General features: G+C 70.4%; 13 protein-coding genes. 3 read left to right on the top strand and 10 right to left on the bottom strand.

From position 1 onward, the window contains the following. Nucleotides 1–64: 64 nt before the first annotated feature. The 5 genes from ACFY29_RS18375 to ACFY29_RS18355 form a co-directional block, all read right to left on the bottom strand. On the bottom strand, nt 65–1,102 hold the full coding sequence (locus ACFY29_RS18375; RefSeq protein WP_328420257.1) for a dipeptide ABC transporter ATP-binding protein: 1,038 nt from the start codon (nt 1,100–1,102) through the stop codon (nt 65–67). Then, complete coding sequence (locus ACFY29_RS18370) at nt 1,086–2,123, bottom strand: ABC transporter ATP-binding protein (RefSeq protein WP_355608061.1); 1,038 nt, start codon at nt 2,121–2,123, stop codon at nt 1,086–1,088. The genes ACFY29_RS18375 and ACFY29_RS18370 overlap by 17 nt, the downstream gene beginning before the upstream one ends. Before the next feature lie 7 nt (nt 2,124–2,130). Further along, a complete protein-coding gene (locus ACFY29_RS18365) occupies nt 2,131–3,087 on the bottom strand; it encodes an ABC transporter permease (protein WP_386987591.1) in 957 nt (318 codons plus the stop codon). Next, nucleotides 3,080–4,018, bottom strand: coding sequence for an ABC transporter permease (locus tag ACFY29_RS18360; protein WP_328420251.1), 939 nt, complete (start codon nt 4,016–4,018; stop codon nt 3,080–3,082). The genes ACFY29_RS18365 and ACFY29_RS18360 overlap by 8 nt, the downstream gene beginning before the upstream one ends. Before the next feature lie 201 nt (nt 4,019–4,219). Next, on the bottom strand, nt 4,220–5,824 hold the full coding sequence (locus tag ACFY29_RS18355) for an ABC transporter substrate-binding protein (RefSeq protein ID WP_328420249.1): 1,605 nt from the start codon (nt 5,822–5,824) through the stop codon (nt 4,220–4,222). Nucleotides 5,825–6,271: 447 nt separating this feature from the next. Between ACFY29_RS18355 and ACFY29_RS18350 the strand changes: the two genes are divergently transcribed. Continuing rightward, nucleotides 6,272–7,132, top strand: a complete 861-nt coding sequence (locus ACFY29_RS18350) for a bifunctional methylenetetrahydrofolate dehydrogenase/methenyltetrahydrofolate cyclohydrolase (protein WP_386987587.1) — start codon at nt 6,272–6,274, stop codon at nt 7,130–7,132. 172 nt (nt 7,133–7,304) lie between these two features. Then, complete coding sequence (locus ACFY29_RS18345) at nt 7,305–8,255, top strand: malate dehydrogenase (RefSeq protein WP_328420245.1); 951 nt, start codon at nt 7,305–7,307, stop codon at nt 8,253–8,255. 160 nt (nt 8,256–8,415) lie between these two features. On the opposite strand, the gene ACFY29_RS18340 is transcribed toward ACFY29_RS18345, so the two are convergent. After that, nucleotides 8,416–9,213, bottom strand: a complete 798-nt coding sequence (locus ACFY29_RS18340; protein ID WP_386987583.1) for an MBL fold metallo-hydrolase — start codon at nt 9,211–9,213, stop codon at nt 8,416–8,418. 138 nt (nt 9,214–9,351) lie between these two features. Here ACFY29_RS18340 and ACFY29_RS18335 point away from each other — a divergent pair, with 138 nt between their 5' ends. Then, nucleotides 9,352–10,566: an NADP-dependent isocitrate dehydrogenase gene (locus ACFY29_RS18335; protein WP_328420242.1), complete on the top strand. Its 1,215-nt coding sequence runs from the start codon at nt 9,352–9,354 to the stop codon at nt 10,564–10,566. Between the two features lie 270 nt (nt 10,567–10,836). Here ACFY29_RS18335 and galT read toward each other — a convergent pair whose 3' ends face one another. The 4 genes from galT to ACFY29_RS18315 form a co-directional block, all read right to left on the bottom strand. Further along, nucleotides 10,837–11,913: a galactose-1-phosphate uridylyltransferase gene (galT, locus tag ACFY29_RS18330; RefSeq protein WP_386987580.1), complete on the bottom strand. Its 1,077-nt coding sequence runs from the start codon at nt 11,911–11,913 to the stop codon at nt 10,837–10,839. Next, on the bottom strand, nt 11,910–12,734 hold the full coding sequence (locus ACFY29_RS18325; protein WP_355608041.1) for a DeoR/GlpR family DNA-binding transcription regulator: 825 nt from the start codon (nt 12,732–12,734) through the stop codon (nt 11,910–11,912). Before ACFY29_RS18325 ends, galT begins: the two co-directional genes overlap by 4 nt. A gap of 113 nt (nt 12,735–12,847) precedes the next feature. Next, complete coding sequence (gene cysC / locus ACFY29_RS18320) at nt 12,848–14,377, bottom strand: adenylyl-sulfate kinase (protein WP_355608038.1); 1,530 nt, start codon at nt 14,375–14,377, stop codon at nt 12,848–12,850. Between the two features lie 88 nt (nt 14,378–14,465). Then, nucleotides 14,466–15,980 carry a glycosyltransferase gene (locus ACFY29_RS18315; protein ID WP_328426095.1) on the bottom strand — a complete coding sequence of 505 codons (1,515 nt, stop codon included), beginning with the start codon at nt 15,978–15,980 and terminating at the stop codon, nt 14,466–14,468. Between the last annotated feature and the right edge of the window lie 108 nt (nt 15,981–16,088).

Below are 16,088 nucleotides of genomic sequence, written 5' to 3'. Positions count from 1 at the left end.
GAAAGCCGCGATAGGCCACAACACGGCCACCACGACTCCATGATCGACGGCGCGGGGAACGGGGTCAGGTGGTGGGGATCGGTGGGCGGAGTTCGGCGAAGTGGCAGGCGGAGGGGTGCGCGTCGGCGGCGCGGGGCACCAACTGCGGATCCTCGGTGGCGCAGATGTCCTGCGCCTTCCAGCAGCGCGTCCGGAAGTGGCAGCCCGACGGCGGGTCGGCCGGGCTGGGCACGTCACCGACGAGTCGGATCATGTTGCGCTGCTCGCGAGCCTCCGGGTCCGGCACCGGCACCGCGGAGAGCAGCGCCTGGGTGTACGGGTGGGTCGCCCGCTCGTAGATCTCGTCCTCGGTGCCGATCTCGACGATCCTGCCGAGGTACATCACGGCGACCCGGTCGGAGATGTGCCGCACCACGGACAGGTCGTGGGCGATGAAGATGTACGAGAGCCCGAACTCGTCCTGAAGCTGCTCCAGCAGGTTGATCACCTGGGCCTGGATGGAGACGTCCAGCGCCGAGACGGGCTCGTCGCAGACGATGATCTCCGGCCGCAGGGCGAGCGCGCGGGCGATGCCGATGCGCTGGCGCTGGCCGCCGGAGAACTGGTGCGGGTACCGGTTGATGTGCTCCGGGTTGAGCCCGACCACGTCCAGCAGCTCCTGGACCCGCCGCTCCCGACTGCCCTTCGGCGCCGCGTCGCGGTGGATCTCGAACGGCTCGCCGATGATGTCGCCGACCGTCATCCGCGGGTTCAGCGAGGTGTACGGATCCTGCATGACCATCTGCATGTTTCGGCGCAGCCGGCGCAGCTCTGACCCGGAGGACTTGAAGAGGTCCTTGCCCTCCAGGGTGGCCCGGCCGGAGGTGGGCGTCTCCAGTCGCATCAGCAGCCGGGCGAGGGTGGACTTGCCGCAGCCGGACTCGCCGACGATGCCGAGCGTCTCACCCCGGCGCAGCTCGAAGCTCACGCCGTCGACCGCCTTGACCGCGCCGACCTGCCGCTGGAACAGCACACCCTGACTGATCGGGAAGTGCTTCACCAGGTTGTCGACGGAGAGGATGGTCTCGCCCCGGACCTTGGTGGAGCTAGCGGGCGCTGTCATCAAGGACCTCCTGCGCGAAGTGGCAAGCGCTGGTCCGGCCGTCGCCGAGGACCAGATCGTGCGGCACCGCGTCCACGCAGACCTGCTGGACGTACGGGCACCGGGGGTGGAACGGGCATCCGGAGGGGATCCGCATGAGGTTCGGCGGCAGCCCCTTGATCGTCGACAGTTCCTGGCCGCGGACGTCCATGCGCGGGATCGACTCCAGCAAACCCTTGGTGTACGGGTGGGCCGGCGCCCGGTACAGCGAGCGGACGTCGGCGTGCTCGACGATCCGGCCGGCGTACATGACCGCGATCCGGTCCGCGACGCCGGCGACCACGCCCAGGTCGTGGGTGATCAGGACCATCGCCATGTTGAGGTCCCGGCGCAGGTCAGCCAGCAGGTCCATGATCTGGGCCTGCACGGTGACGTCGAGCGCCGTGGTGGGCTCGTCGGCGATCAGCACCTTCGGGTCCAGCGCCAGCGCCATGGCGATCATGACGCGTTGCCGCATGCCCCCGGAGAACTGGTGCGGGTAGTCGCCGATCCGCTTCGCGGCGCCCGGGATCTTGACCAGGTCCATTAGCTCGATGGCCCGGCGGCGGGCGTCGCCCCGGGACATGCCGGCGCGTTGGCGCAGCGTCTCGCCGATCTGCCAACCGACCGGGAAGACCGGGTTCAGCGCGGAGAGCGCGTCCTGGAAGATCATCGCGATCTCCTTGCCGCGGACCTGCCGGCGCTGCTCCTCGGAGCGGGTGAGCAGATCCTGACCCCGGTAGAGGATCTGGCCGGAGCGGATGAACGCGGGCGGGGTGTCCAGGATGCCCATGATCGCCTGGGCGGTGACCGACTTGCCGGAGCCCGATTCGCCGAGCACGGCCAACGTCTCCCCGGCGTCCAGGTGGTACGACACGCCGTTGATCACCCGGGCCACGCCCTCGTTGGTCCGGAACTCGACGTGCAGGTCCCGCAGCTCCAACAGGTGGCCACCCTCGGGAGTGGCGGAGGCGGGGGTTGGTTGGACGGTGGAGTGGGTCATGAGGTTCTCACCGCAGCTTCGGGTCGAAGGCGTCACGGATCGCGTCGCCGAGCATGATGAACGCCAGCACGGTCAGCGCGAGGAAGGCCGAGGGGACGATCAGCGGCGTGGCCGCCTCGCGCATGTGGATGCGGCCGGTGTCGATGTCCTGGCCCCACGAGATGGTCGGCGCCTTCAGGCCGATGCCCAGGAAGGAGAGCGTCGCCTCGGCGGCGATGAACGAGCCGAGCGCGATGGTCAGCACGACGATGGCCGGGGCCAGCGAGTTCGGCAGGATGTGCCGCCACATGATCCGACCGTTGCCGGCGCCGAGCATCCGGGCCGCCGCCACGTAGTCCTGCTCCTTGGCGGTGATCACCGAGGAGCGCACCACCCGGGCCGCGGTGGTCCAGCCGAGGATGGCCAGCACGAAGATCACCGCGGCGATCCGGGCGGTCTCGCTGTCGCTGGCGACTCGCTTGAGCAGCACGATCGCGGCCAGCAGCAGCGGGATGCCGAGCACCACGTCGATCACCCGGGAGAGCACCGCGTCGACCCAGCGGCCGAAGTACCCGGCCAGCATGCCGACCACAAGCGCGATCACCCCGGTGCCGAGCGCGGCGAGCGCGCCGACCAGCAGCGAGGCCCGGGTGCCGTAGACGGCCCGGGAGTACGTGTCGCAGCCCTGGAAGTCGTACCCGAAGATGGCTCCGCCGGACGGCCCGGCGTGCTGCCGGGAGAGCAGGCAGTCCCTCGGGTCGTTGGCGGTGAACACGCCGGGGGCCAGGGCCATCAGCGTGAGGATGACGACCAGCGTCAGCGAGATCCAGAAGATCGGGTTGCGGCGTAGGTCGCGCCAGGCGTCCCCGGCCAGGCTGCGCGGTTTGTTCGGCGCGCCGATCTGGCCCGGTGTGCCGGGCTCGCCCGAGGGCCCACGGCGAGCGGCCTGGTTCTCGGTGGCCGCCACAGTTTCGAAGTCACTCATAGCGGATCCTCGGGTCGAGTACGGCGTACAGGACGTCCACCACCAGGTTCGAGACCAGGTAGACCACGACCAGCACGCTGACGATGCCCACCACCAGGGGGCCGTCCTCGGTGCGGATGCCGCGGAAGAGGTTGAAGCCCACGCCGGGGATGTTGAAGACGCCCTCGGTGATGATCGCGCCGCTCATCAGGTTGCCCAGTTCCACACCGAGGAAGGTGATCACCGGGATGAGCGAGTTGCGCAGCACGTGCACGGTGACGATGCGGCGCTTGACCAGGCCCTTGGACCGGGCGGTCCGTACGTAGTCGGCGCGCAGGTTCTCCGCCACCGAGGTACGGGTCAGCCGCAGCGCGGTGGCCAGCGACAGTGAGCCGAGCACGATGCCGGGCAGCAGCAGCGCGTAGAAGGTCGGCTCCGAGCCGGCGGTGGGCGGGAAGAGCTGCCACTTGACGCCCAGGAAGTACTGCGCCAGCGGCGCCAGCACGATGGTGGGGATGCCCAGCACCAGCAGGGTCAGCACGAGCGTCGAGTTGTCGAAGATGCTGGCCCGGCGGATGCCGGCGACGACGCCGGCGGTGACCCCGACGATGATCGCCACGGCGAGCGCGATGAGCGCGAGTTTCAGGGTGACCGGCCAGGCCGCCTGCAGGATGTCGCCGATCTGGCGGCCGGTCAGTGACTGGCCGAGGTCCCCCTGGAGCAGGCTCTTGACGTAGTCGAAGTAGCGGTAGAAGAAGCCGCCGACACCGGTGGCGTCCAGGTGGTACTTCTCAGTGAGGTAGGCCCGCTGAGCCTCCGTCACCGGTCGTTCGCCCGCGAGGGCCTGGATCGGGTCGCCCTGGCCGGCGAACATCAGCGCGTAGACGATCAGGGTGGTCCCGAAGAACGCCAGGACCATCTGCAGTAGGCGCCGCACGATGTAGCGGAACATGCTTAGCAGTCTCTCCGGAAATGTGCGGAAGGGTCGCAGGACGGCATCTCTGGTCGTACCCGAAATATCTGATACGTCTGCCGTCCGGCCCGGGGGAGGCCGGCGCCACCGGTGCCGGGGTCCGCGACTGCGTCCCGGCGGGGGTAACGCGGTCCGGGCCACCCGGGCGTCTTCGCCCGGGTGGCCCGCACCATGGTCAGCTCAGCTGGCCGCTTCGATCTTCACGAGGTTGACCCGCTGGAACAGGTCCATCTCGACGTTCTTGACCTTGGACGAGTGGCCGTACACGTTCTCGCCGAAGCGGAGCGGGATCACCGGCATGTCCTTGGCCAGGATGTCCTCCGCCTGCTGGTACTTGGCGATCGCCTCGTCCTGCGTCTTGGCGGCGGAACCCTCCTTGACCAGCTTGTCGAACTCCGGGTTGCTGTAGCCGTAGTAGTTCGACGAGCCGTTGGTGCTGTACAGCGGGCCGAGGTAGTCCTCCATGCTCGGGTAGTCCATGACCCAACCCAAGCGGAACATACCCACCGGCTGCTTCTTCTCGACCTTGGTCAGCAGGTCGGCGAACTTCGGCTCGGCCGAGCCGACGACCTCGACGCCCAGGTTGGCCTTCAGCTGGTTGGCCGTGGCGTCGACCCAGTCCTTGTGACCGCCGTCGCCGTTGTAGGAGATGACGATCTTCGACGGGCCGCCGGCGGCCTGGTAGAGCTTCTTGGCCTCGGTCGGGTTGAACTCCGCCGCCGAGCCCGCGGTGTTCTCCCGGTAACCCGGCAGCACCGGCGAGACGAACGAGCGGGCCGGCTCCTGCGAACCCTTGAAGACCGACTTGGTGATCTCGTCCCGGTCGATGGCCATCGAGATGGCCTTACGCACGTCCGGGTTGCTGAAGTCCTTGTCGAACGTCGGGAACGCCAGGAACTGGAACGACGACATCGGGCTGACCTGGTACCGGTCGCCCAGGTCGGTCGGGGCGTTGCTCAGGCTCTCGGTCGGGATCGTGGGCAGCACGTCCAGGTTGTCGCCCAGGACGTCCGCGTAGGCCGCGGAGAGCTGCTGGTAGACCCGGAACTCGACGCCCTTGACCTTGGGCTTCTCACCCGGGTACGCGTCGTACCGCTCGACGTCGATCTTGGAGTCGTGCTGCCAGGTGCCCTTCATCTTGAACGGGCCCTGACCGATCGGCGCCTGCTCGTACGAGTCCTTGAGCACGCCCGGAGCGGAGAACGCGGCGTCCGGCAGCGGGTAGAACGCGTTGTAGCCGAGCATCGTCTTGAAGTCGATGTACGGCTCGGACAGCGTCACGGTGAAGGTGAGGTCGTCGACCTTCTTCAGCCCGGACATCGTCTGTGCCTTCGGCTTCTCGCCCTGGAGGTCCGCGTAGCCGGCGATCTTCTCGAAGAAGTAGCTGCCGCCCTGGCCGTTGGGCGCGTACGCGCCGTAGTTCCAGGCGTTGACGTAGTCCTCGGCCGTGACCTTCTCACCGTTGTGGAAGGTGAAGCCGTCCTTGAGCTTGATCGTCCAGACCTTGTTGTCCGACGACGTCACCGACTCGGCCGCGACCTCGTACGGCTTGTTCTGCGCGTCGTAGTCCACGAGCGGGCTGAACAGGCCGGCGAGCACCTGCGAGCCCGAGGTCTCGGTGGTGTTCGTCGGAACCAGGTGCTGCGGCTCGCCGATCTGGATGCTGACGGCCGCGTTGGGGTCGCTGCTGCCGGATCCACCATCTCCGCCGCTGCCGCAGGCCGCGAGGCCCAGCGTCACCGCGAGCGGGAGGGCGGTCCAGGCAGCGAGTCTACGAACTCGCATTGAGCCTCCTCATCTCCTCACGCTGCGCAGTCAGGCCCGACGCTGGGTTACGCTGCGCAACAAGCCGTAACGGTAGGTCGGCCGTTGGCCTTCGACAACGACCCGGTTGCGGGTCGATAACGGTCCGGGGGTCCCTCCCTTGCCGGCTGGCGTCGGAGCTGCTAGCGAAAATCCGATTCAGGGGCTCTGGCGAGCGAATTCTTCGGTCGGTTCGGGCACTCCTCGCGGTGCCACGGCCGGACTCGCCGGCTCTCGACCGAACGTGCGGTCCCTGCCCCACTCGGCCGACCTGCCCGATTCGGCGGTGACCTGATCCACAAAAAGTCACTGAGAGTGACGATCAACACGTCACGTATCGTTACCGTGAAGAGAGTCGAACTGGGCGCTCGGCAGCCGCCCGACCGAGGTCGTCCGAACGGCGGGCGGCGGCCGTGAGACGATCGGATCGTGACGGCGACGCTTCTGGACGGCAAGGCAACCGCGGCGGAGATCAAGGACGAGCTGCGGATACGGGTGAAGGCGCTCGCGGAACGCGGCATCACCCCCGGGCTGGGCACCGTCCTGGTCGGGGCGGACCCGGGCAGCCAGGCGTACGTCAACGGCAAGCACCGGGACTGCGCCGAGGTGGGCATCGCCTCGATCCGCCGGGAGTTGCCGGCGGACGCCACCCAGCAGCAGGTCGACGACGTGTTGGCCGAGCTGAACGCCGACCCGGCGTGCCACGGCTACATCGTCCAGCTGCCGCTGCCCGCCCACCTGGACACCCAGCGGGTGCTGGAACTGATCGACCCGGACAAGGACGCCGACGGCCTGCACCCGGTCAACCTGGGCCGGCTCGTCCTCGGCTACGACGGCCCGCTGCCCTGCACCCCGCGCGGCATCGTGGAGCTGCTCCGCCGGCACGACGTGGCGCTGCGCGGTGCCACCGTCGCGGTGGTCGGCCGGGGCAACACCGTCGGCCGCCCGCTCGGCCTGCTGCTCACCCGGCGCAGCGAGAACGCCACCGTGACCCTGTGCCACACCGGCACCCTCGACCTCGCCTCGCACACCCGTGCCGCCGACATCGTCATCGTCGCGGCCGGCGTACCGGGCCTGCTCACCGCCGACATGATCAACCCTGGCGCGGTGGTCGTCGACGTCGGCATCACCCGGGTGATCGGCACGGACGGCAAGGGCCGCTACACCGGCGACGTGGACCCGGAGGTGGCCGAGACGGCCGGCGCGCTGGTCCCGATGCCCGGCGGCGTCGGCCCGATGACCCGGGCCATGTTGCTCAGCAACGTCGTCGAGCGGGCCGAGCGCGGCTGACCGCCCCGTATGCCGCCCGGGCCTCGGGCGGTCGCGCGGCAGGTCGGCCTGGTGAATCGGGCGGCCGTGACGTTCACCCCATCCCGGCGATGGCCGCCGCCCCTGGCCCGATCGGTGCCACGATGACTGATACGGTCCGGAAAACCGACTGGTATCAGGGAGTGGGACGACCATGGGTAAGAAGGTCACTGTCGTCGGGGCTGGCTTCTACGGCTCCACCACCGCACAGCGCCTGGCCGAGTACGACGTCTTCGACACCGTCGTGATCACCGACATCGTGGAGGGCAAGCCCGCGGGTCTCGCGCTCGACCTCAACCAGTCGCGGGCCATCGAGGGCTTCGAGACCAAGGTGGTGGGCGTGACCACCGGCCCGAACGGCGAGGGCTACGAGGCCATCGAGGGCTCCGACGTCGTCGTGATCACCGCTGGCCTGCCGCGCAAGCCGGGCATGAGCCGGATGGACCTGCTGGAGACCAACGCCAAGATCGTGCGGCAGGTGTCCGAGAACGTGGCCAAGTACGCCCCGAACGCCGTCGTCATCGTGGTCTCCAACCCGCTGGACGAGATGACCGCGCTGGCCCAGCTGGCCACCCAGTTCCCGAAGAACCGGGTGCTCGGCCAGGCCGGGATGCTGGACAGCGCCCGGTTCACCAACTTCGTCGCCGAGGCGCTGAACGCGCCGGTCGCGTCGGTGAAGACGCTCACCCTGGGCTCGCACGGCGACACCATGGTGCCGGTGCCCTCGAAGAGCACGGTCAACGGCAAGCCGCTGCGTGACGCGATGCCGGCGGCGCAGATCGAGGAGCTGGTCGTCAAGACCCGCAACGGTGGCGCCGAGGTGGTCGCGCTGCTCAAGACCGGTTCGGCGTACTACGCCCCGTCCGCCGCCGCGGCCCGGATGGCCAAGGCCGTCGCCGAGGACTCCGGCGACGTCATGCCGGTCTGCGCGTGGGTCGACGGCGAGTACGGCATCGCCGGCGTCTACCTGGGCGTCGAGGCCGAGATCGGCCGCGAGGGCGTCCGCCGGGTCGTCGAGACCGACCTGGACGCCGACGAGCGCGCCAGCCTCCTGGCTGCCGCCGAGGCCGTCCGCGCCAAGCAGGGCGACGTCGCCAGCATGTGACCCACCGACCACTCCGAAGGGCCCGCCGGCACCCGCCGACGGGCCCTTCCCCGTACTCCCCCCGGGACCTCCACCCTTGTTGATCAAGAGGTTTGCGTCACCGGGAACGCGATTCCTGACGCAAACCTCTTGATCAACACGGCGAAGGATGGGGGTGGGGTTAGGCGGGGGTGAAGGGGGTGCCTAGGTGGGGGGTGGCCAGGAGGGTGGGGGAGAGGGTGCGCAGGAGGGTGGTGCGGGAGATGCGGGCGGCGTCCGGGTCCTCCTCGTGGGCGTAGGCCAGGTCGGGGTCTACCAGTTGCACGGCGTGCACCAGCAGGTCGCCGGTGACCAGCAGGCGTTCCCCGGACGTCTCCAGCAGCACCGACTGGTGGCCGGGGGTGTGCCCGGGGGTGGGCAGCAGGCGTACCGCAGGGGTGAGCTTGGTCTCGCCGTCGACCACCCGGAGCTGACCGGTGGCGCGCAACGGCGCGATCAGGCCGGCCGGCAGCCCCGGATTCAGCGTCGCCGCCGCGTCCAGTTCGGCGCGCTGCAGCAGGTAGCTGGCGTTCGGGAAGTACGGCCGAGCCGGCGTGCCGGTGACCGCCCAGCCGATGTGGTCGGTGTGCAGGTGGGTGAGCACGACAATCTCGACGTCAGCCGGGTCGATGCCGGCGGAGGCGAGTTCGGCGGGCAGTCGGCCGGGCACCGGCGCCCAGCTCGCGGCGGGCGCGTCGGCTGGGCCGATCCCGGCGTCCACCAGGGTGACCGGCCCGTCGCCGGCGCGGATCGCGAAGCTGCGGAACTGCAGCCACCACTGCCCGTCGGCGGTCACCGAGCCGGGGTCGCGCCGGTCGGCCTCCTGCCAGTGTGCCGCCGTGGCGTGCGGAAACGCCTCCGTCCGAGGCTGGAAGAAGGCACCCTCCCCGTCGGTGAGGGCGGTGACCGTGATAGACCCGAGGGTGCGGCTCAGTGGCATCGGGCGATGATGCCAGGCAATCTCTGCGCCGTGCAGCCCGGTTTCCGCCGGCCGGTCGAGGCCGGCTGGGGGCCGCCGGCTCGTTTCCAGTACGCTCGTACTGCTTGAGCACGTGTCCCCCGAGAGGAGCGCCGGCCGATGGCGAAGATCAAGGTAAACAACCCGGTCGTGGAGCTCGACGGCGACGAGATGACCCGGATCATCTGGAAGCAGATCCGGGAGCAGCTGATCCTGCCCTACCTCGACGTCGACCTGCACTACTACGACCTGTCGATCCAGCACCGCGACGAGACCGACGACCAGGTCACCGTTGACGCCGCCAACGCCATCAAGGAGCACGGCGTCGGCGTCAAGTGCGCGACCATCACCCCGGACGAGGCCCGGGTGGAGGAGTTCGGCCTGAAGAAGATGTGGCGGTCGCCCAACGGCACCATCCGCAACATCCTCGGCGGTGTCGTCTTCCGCGAGCCGATCATCATGTCCAACGTGCCGCGGCTGGTCCCCGGCTGGACCAAGCCGATCATCATCGGCCGGCACGCCCACGGTGACCAGTACAAGGCCACCGACTTCGTTGTCCCCGGCCCGGGCACGGTGACCATCACCTACACCCCGGCCGACGGCGGCGCGCCGATGGAGATGGAGGTCGCCAACTTCCCCGGCGGCGGCATCGCCATGGGCATGTACAACTACGACGAGTCGATCCGGGACTTCGCCCGGGCCTCGTTCCGGTACGGCCTGGACCGCAACTACCCGGTCTACCTGTCCACCAAGAACACCATCCTCAAGGCGTACGACGGCCGGTTCAAGGACATCTTCGCCGAGGTGTTCGAGAACGAGTTCAAGGCCGAGTTCGCGGCCGCTGGCATCACCTACGAGCACCGGCTCATTGACGACATGGTCGCCGCCGCGCTCAAGTGGGAGGGCGGCTACGTCTGGGCCTGCAAGAACTACGACGGTGACGTGCAGTCCGACACCGTCGCGCAGGGCTTCGGCTCGCTGGGTCTGATGACCTCGGTCCTGCTCTCCCCGGACGGCCGCACCGTCGAGGCCGAGGCCGCGCACGGCACGGTCACCCGGCACTACCGGCAGTGGCAGAAGGGCGAGAAGACGTCGACCAACCCGATCGCGTCGATCTACGCCTGGACCCGGGGCCTGGCCCACCGGGGCAAGCTGGACAACACGCCGGCGGTCACCGAGTTCGCCAACACCCTGGAGCAGGTCATCGTCGACACCGTCGAGGGCGGCCAGATGACCAAGGACCTCTCGCTGCTCATCTCGCGGGACGCCCCGTGGCTGACCACCGACGAGTTCATGAACGCGCTCGACGAGAACCTGGCGCGCAAGCTCGCCTGATCCAGGCGTACCGCATCATCGGAGCCCGTCGGCACCCGCCGGCGGGCTCCGGCGTGTCCGGGGTCGACACGCCGTCGGCGTCACTGCGGCCGGCGCGCCTCGTTGACCAGAGTGGACGAGATGCCAGTCGCGTCCAGGAAGGTTGACCGCGGTCGACCGCGGCATGCGTGCCGATCAGGCAGCCTTCCCGGCTGTGTCGAGCACAGCCAGCCGTCCCTTCCCTGCGGGGGGCCCTGTCCCGGGCCCCCCGCGCCCTGTCTCCCGCCCGTTTCAGGCGGCGCGCAGGAGGTCGGCGGCGCGCTCGGGGGAGATGTCGTTGATGAAGACACCCATCCCGGACTCGGAGCCCGCCAAATACTTCAGCTTGTCCTTGGCCCGCCGGATGCTGAACAGCTGCAGGTGCAGGTGGCCCAGCTCGCGGTCGATCCGCACCGGCGCCTGGTGCCACGCCGAGATGTACGGCATCGGCATGTCGAACAGGCCGTCGAAGCGGCGCAGCAGGTCCAGGTAGAGCGGCCCGAAGGCGTCCCGCTCGCTGTCGCTGAGCGCCGGGATGTCCGGCACCACGCGGTGCGGCGCCACGTGCACCTCGAACGGCCAGCGGGCCGCCGCCGGGACGAACGCCGTCCAGTGCTCGTTCTCGGCCACCACCCGGTCGCCGGCGGCGCGCTCGGCGGCCAGCACGTCCGCGTAGAGGTTGCCCCCGCCGTTCCGCTCGGCGTGCCGGCGTGCCGCGGCCAGCAGTGCCCGGGTGCGCGGCGTCACGAAGGGGTACGCGTAGATCTGCCCGTGCGGGTGATGCAGCGTGACGCCGATCTCGACGCCCCGGTTCTCGAAGCAGAACACCTGCTCCACGCCGGGCAGGGCACCGAGCACCTCGGTCCGGTCGGCGAGCGCGTCCAGCACGGTTCGGACCCGGCGCGGGGGGAGGCTGGCGAAGGAGGCGTTGTGGTCGGAGGTGAAGCAGACCACCTCGCACCGGCCGAGGCCCGGCCGGACTGGCGTGAACGGCGTGATCTCCCCAGGCTCGTCAGCCACCCGGCCGCTCAACGACGGAAACCGGTTCTCGAACACCACCACGTCGTAGTCGGGGGCCGGGATCTCGGTCAGCCGGTCACCCAGCGACGGGTCGAGTGGGCACTCGTTCGCCGGCGGAAGGAATGTGCGGGTCTGTCGGTGCACGGCGACCGCCACCCACTCGTCGGTCAGCGGGTCGTAGCGCAGCTGGGACGCGGGGGGCGGCGGCGGCAGGTCCCGGCGATCCGGCTGGTCGCGGACGGCGTCGTCGCGCTCGTCGAAGTAGATCAGCTCCCGGCCGTCGGCCAGGTCGATCGCGGTGCGCTTCACGGCGCCGTCCCCTCACTTGTCGGCGTGCCCGTCGCGCGGCCCGCCCCTGTCGCCTTCACCATGATCAATTCACCCACCTGCTCGCCGAGTACCCGGCGCGCGGGCGGAGGCAACCGGTCGTCGCTGACCAGTACGTGTGCTGCGGCCAGCTCGACGATCGAGGAGATGCCGACCGTGCCCCACTTGGTGTGGTCGGCGAGCACCACCAGCCGGTCCGCCGCCGCCACCAGCGCCCGGTCGGTTTCCGCCTCCATCAGGTTGGGGGTGGTGAAGCCGGCCCGCTCGGTGATGCCGTGCACGCCGAGGAAGAGCAGATCCAGGTGCAGCCTCCGGACGGCGCTGACCGCGAGCGGGCCGACCAGCGCGTCCGACGGTGTGCGTACGCCACCGGTGAGCACCACCGTCTGATCCGGTCGACCGCCGGCGTGCAGGATCTCGGCCACCGGCAGCGAGTTGGTCACCACGGTCAGGCCGGGCACGTCCACCAGCCTCCGGGCCAGCTCCGCGGTGGTGGTGCCCGCCGAGAGCGCGACCGCCGCGCCCGGCCGGACCAACTGCGCCGCCCGATCCGCGATGGCGGCCTTCTCCGGCAGTTGTCGGACCGACTTGGCGTGGAAGCCCGGCTCGTCGGTGGAGCTCGGGCCGGCCGCCGTGGCACCGCCGTGCACCTTGGCCAGCAGGCCGCGCTCGTGCAGCGACTCCAGGTCGCGCCGGATGGTCATGTCGGAGACGCCGAACTCGGCGGCCAGCTCGGTCACCCGGACGCCCCCGGTCGACCGGACCCGCTCCAGGATGGCCGCCTGCCGCTGCTGAGCGAGCATCCGCCGTGCCTCCCCGGGGTCCACGTACTCTCACGCGGTCGAACGTGTTCCAACAAAGATGAACACTAGCGCGTAGCCGGCAGCGGTGGAAGGAACGGGGGTACGGCGACGCCTCAGACGGACGGGATCTTCAGCTCCACCCAGCCGGTCTCGGTCAGGTGGTGCAGCACGGCCTGCACCGCTTCCGGCACGCTCAGGTCGGTGGTGTCCAGCACCAGGTCGGCGTCGGTCGGCACCTCGTACGGGTCGTCGATCCCGGTCATGCCGGTGAGCAGCCCGGCGCGGGCACGCGCGTACAGGCCCTTGCGGTCCCGCTGCTCGCACACCTCCAGCGGGGTGGCGACGTGCACCAGCACGAAGCCCGCCCCGGCGGCCAGGGCCATCTCCCGAGCCGTGGCGCGGGCCGCCGCGTACGGCGCGATCGGGCAGCAGATGCCCACCCCGCGATGCCGGGCGATCTCCGCCGACACCCAGCCGATCCGCCGCACGTTGAGATCCCGGTCGGCCTTGCTGAAGCCCAGCCCGGCGGAGAGCTCCCGGCGCACCACGTCCCCGTCGAGCAGGGTCACCGTGCGGTCGCCGCTCTCCCGCAACGCGTCCGCCAGCCCTCGGGCGATTGTCGACTTGCCGGAGCCGGAGAGACCGGTCAGGAAGACCACCAGACCTCGGTGCCGGCGCGGCGGCCGGGCCCGCGCCAGCTCCTTCGCCACGGCCGGCGGCGTGTGCCACTCCGGCAGCGGGAAGCCCCGGTCCAGCAGGTCGTCGATCTCGTCCTGGGTCAGCGCGAGACGGCGGTTGCGCTGTGGGATGTCCTCCCGCCAGCGCCACTGCCCGTCCCGGTTGTCGTACGCCAGCTCGCGCGGCACCAGCACCCGCAGCCCGGCTCCGGAGAGCATCTCCCCAGTGGAGAGCAGGTGGGTGACCCCGTACGCGGCGGAGACCCGGGCGCGCAGCAGCGCGTCACTGATCTCGTCCCGCCGGTGCGACAGCGGCACCGCCACCAGGGTGGCCGGCGGCATCCGGTCCCGGGCGGCGAAGATGCTGCGCACCAGCGCCTCCGGCGGGAACCCACCGGCGCCACCCTCGCCGACCGGGATCATCACCAGCAGGTGCGCGGCCAGGGTGCGGGCGGCGTGGGCGATCTGGGCGAGCTGGGGCCGGTGCAGTGGCCGGTCGGCGATCACCCCGAGCACCCGGCCCGGGGGCAGCAGCGCCCGGACCTCCTCCGGGCTGCGGCGTAGCCGCTGGAACGGGCCGTGGCCACCGTCACCCAGCCGCCGGACCCGGCCGCCCACCCCGGCCACGCCCTCGCGTACCGGCCAGACGTCCGCCACGTCCAGAGCGGCCGCCGGCGCACCCTCGCCGTCGGTCAGCAGCAACGCCCGGCGGGCCGGGTCGCGCGGATCGAAGCTCTCGGCCAGTGCGGCCGGCACCTGGAGGGTCACCGCGACCTGCCACGGCGTGCCGTCGGCCAGCCGACTGCGCCGGCTGACCGAAACCAGGTCGGCGCGGGTCATGAAGCCGGTCAAGGGGGCGTACGCGCCGGTCAGCAGCAGTTCCAGATCCGCGAGCTCACCGGGACGCGGCGTGTACGCCGGCGCGTCCCGGAGCACCTCGTCGGGCAGCACCCAGCCGTTGCTCATCCACACCCCCCACTCGCTGACCGGCACACAGTTTCGCAGCCGACCGCCGATCGGTCGAGGGCGCCACTCCACGACCAGGGCGGGCGGATCAGCGGCGGATCCGGCGGCCCACCGCCGACCGCAGCCGGTTCCAGGGCTTTCGCTGGTCGCGGATCCGAGGTCGCGAGCCGTCGGCCCGGCAGATGAACACCAGCGGCAGGTGCGCGTCCTCGGTCCAGCCGGCGTTGGTGATCCGTGCCTTGAGGAGCCAGCTACCCCGGGTCCGGCCGCCGTTGAGGGCGCCGAAGTCGATCGTGGTGGTGGCCCGGTGCACCAGGTGGGTGGTGTCCGCGTCGGTCGGGCTGGCGACCCGTTCGGTTCGGAACTGCACCGGCAGGAAGATCTCGTCGCCGGTCTCCCTGCGGCGGGCGACCACGTCCAGCCGGGCCTTGCGGACCTGGGTGGTGGAGTCGAGCACCTCGGGGGCGACCTCGTCCACCGGCAGCACCAGCACGTCCCGCCCGTCGTCGGCGCGGAAGCCGATCGGCCGGTCCGCGGAGCGCAGTTCGGCGGCGACGGTCACCGTGACGGCGCGGTCGGCCCGCTTGTGTTCGTCAATCGTGCCGTGCGCCGCGATGCCCGCCTCCCAGGAGGCCAGCCGGCGCAGGTCGGCGAATCGGCCCCGCTCCGCCAGGAACGCCACGGCCCGTTGCAGCGGCGGCAGGCCCGCGGCCACGCCGGGAGCGAACCGGTCCTGGATGACCTTCTGGGTCTCCAGGGCGACCTGCTCCAGCCAGCTCTCGGGGGCGCTCAGCAGTCGTTTGCCGCGCAACCGGTTGAGCATCTCGTTGCGCAGCCACCGCCGGTGCAGCCGGTCCCGCAGCGGGCCCGGCTCGGTGTTGGCATCCACGATGTCCAGCGCGTCGCGCAGGTTGGCGAAGTAGCTCGACGGGTCCAGCAAGGCCGCGGTGACGTTGCGCGCGTCGCCCCGCTGGGCGTGGTGGTAGCACGTGTAGTCGGACAGCACGCAGGTGCGCCCGGACAGGAAGTAGGCCCGCACCACCACCAGGTGGTCCTCCAGCCGACGCTTGCCGCCCTCCGGGAACCGCACCCCGTGCTCGTTGAGGAACGACCGGCGGAACAGCTTGTGGCAGGTCAGGCTGTCGATCAGCGGCGAGTTCTCCAGGGTGGCGTCGAAGTTGTTCTTCCGGAACAGCTCCCGCGGCACCGGCCGCCCGTGCCCGGCCATCTTCCCGACCACGATGTCCGCGTCGTACTTCTTCGCGCACTCGTAGAGCCGCTCCAGCGCCTGGTCGGCGAACCAGTCATCGTCGTCGGCGAAGAAGACGTACTCGCCGCGGGCCCGCTCGATGCCCAGGTTGCGCGGCCGCGACGGCCAGCCCGAGTTCTCGATGTGCAGCACCTGGATGTGCGGGTGCGCGGCGGCCAGCTCGTCCAACCGCTCGCCCGTGCCGTCGGTCGAGCCGTCGTCGACGACGATCACCTCGAACTCGTCGGCGGGCATCGACTGGCGCAGCAGCGAGGCGATCAGCTTCTCGATGTGACGACGGCAGTTGTACGCCGGCACCACGACACTCACCTTGGGGACGTCCACTCCGACCATCACGATCCCTCCCGTGTCGGCGGCCGAATACCCCCGGAACACCGCCAGGTGAACGGAGGGTGAATGGTGTCATCTTCAATGCGCGATTCCAGCGGCGGGGTCCGGTGG

Origin of the sequence: Micromonospora sp. NPDC000668, assembly GCF_042897975.1 — a bacterium.
Taxonomy (GTDB): domain Bacteria; phylum Actinomycetota; class Actinomycetes; order Mycobacteriales; family Micromonosporaceae; genus Micromonospora.
This window is presented reverse-complemented; position numbering and strand designations above follow the sequence as displayed.

Excerpts from the sequence above, each read along its gene's own strand:
- ACFY29_RS18375 (WP_328420257.1), bottom strand. The coding sequence starts at position 1,102 with ATGACAGCGCCCGCTAGCTCCACCAAGGTCCGGGGCGAGACCATCCTC.
- ACFY29_RS18370 (WP_355608061.1), bottom strand. The coding sequence starts at position 2,123 with ATGACCCACTCCACCGTCCAACCAACCCCCGCCTCCGCCACTCCCGAG.
- ACFY29_RS18365 (WP_386987591.1), bottom strand. The coding sequence starts at position 3,087 with ATGAGTGACTTCGAAACTGTGGCGGCCACCGAGAACCAGGCCGCTCGC.
- ACFY29_RS18360 (WP_328420251.1), bottom strand. The coding sequence starts at position 4,018 with ATGTTCCGCTACATCGTGCGGCGCCTACTGCAGATGGTCCTGGCGTTC.
- ACFY29_RS18355 (WP_328420249.1), bottom strand. The coding sequence starts at position 5,824 with ATGCGAGTTCGTAGACTCGCTGCCTGGACCGCCCTCCCGCTCGCGGTG.
- ACFY29_RS18345 (WP_328420245.1), top strand. The coding sequence starts at position 7,305 with ATGGGTAAGAAGGTCACTGTCGTCGGGGCTGGCTTCTACGGCTCCACC.
- ACFY29_RS18340 (WP_386987583.1), bottom strand. The coding sequence starts at position 9,213 with ATGCCACTGAGCCGCACCCTCGGGTCTATCACGGTCACCGCCCTCACC.
- ACFY29_RS18335 (WP_328420242.1), top strand. The coding sequence starts at position 9,352 with ATGGCGAAGATCAAGGTAAACAACCCGGTCGTGGAGCTCGACGGCGAC.
- ACFY29_RS18325 (WP_355608041.1), bottom strand. The coding sequence starts at position 12,734 with ATGCTCGCTCAGCAGCGGCAGGCGGCCATCCTGGAGCGGGTCCGGTCG.
- cysC (WP_355608038.1), bottom strand. The coding sequence starts at position 14,377 with ATGAGCAACGGCTGGGTGCTGCCCGACGAGGTGCTCCGGGACGCGCCG.
- ACFY29_RS18315 (WP_328426095.1), bottom strand. The coding sequence starts at position 15,980 with ATGGTCGGAGTGGACGTCCCCAAGGTGAGTGTCGTGGTGCCGGCGTAC.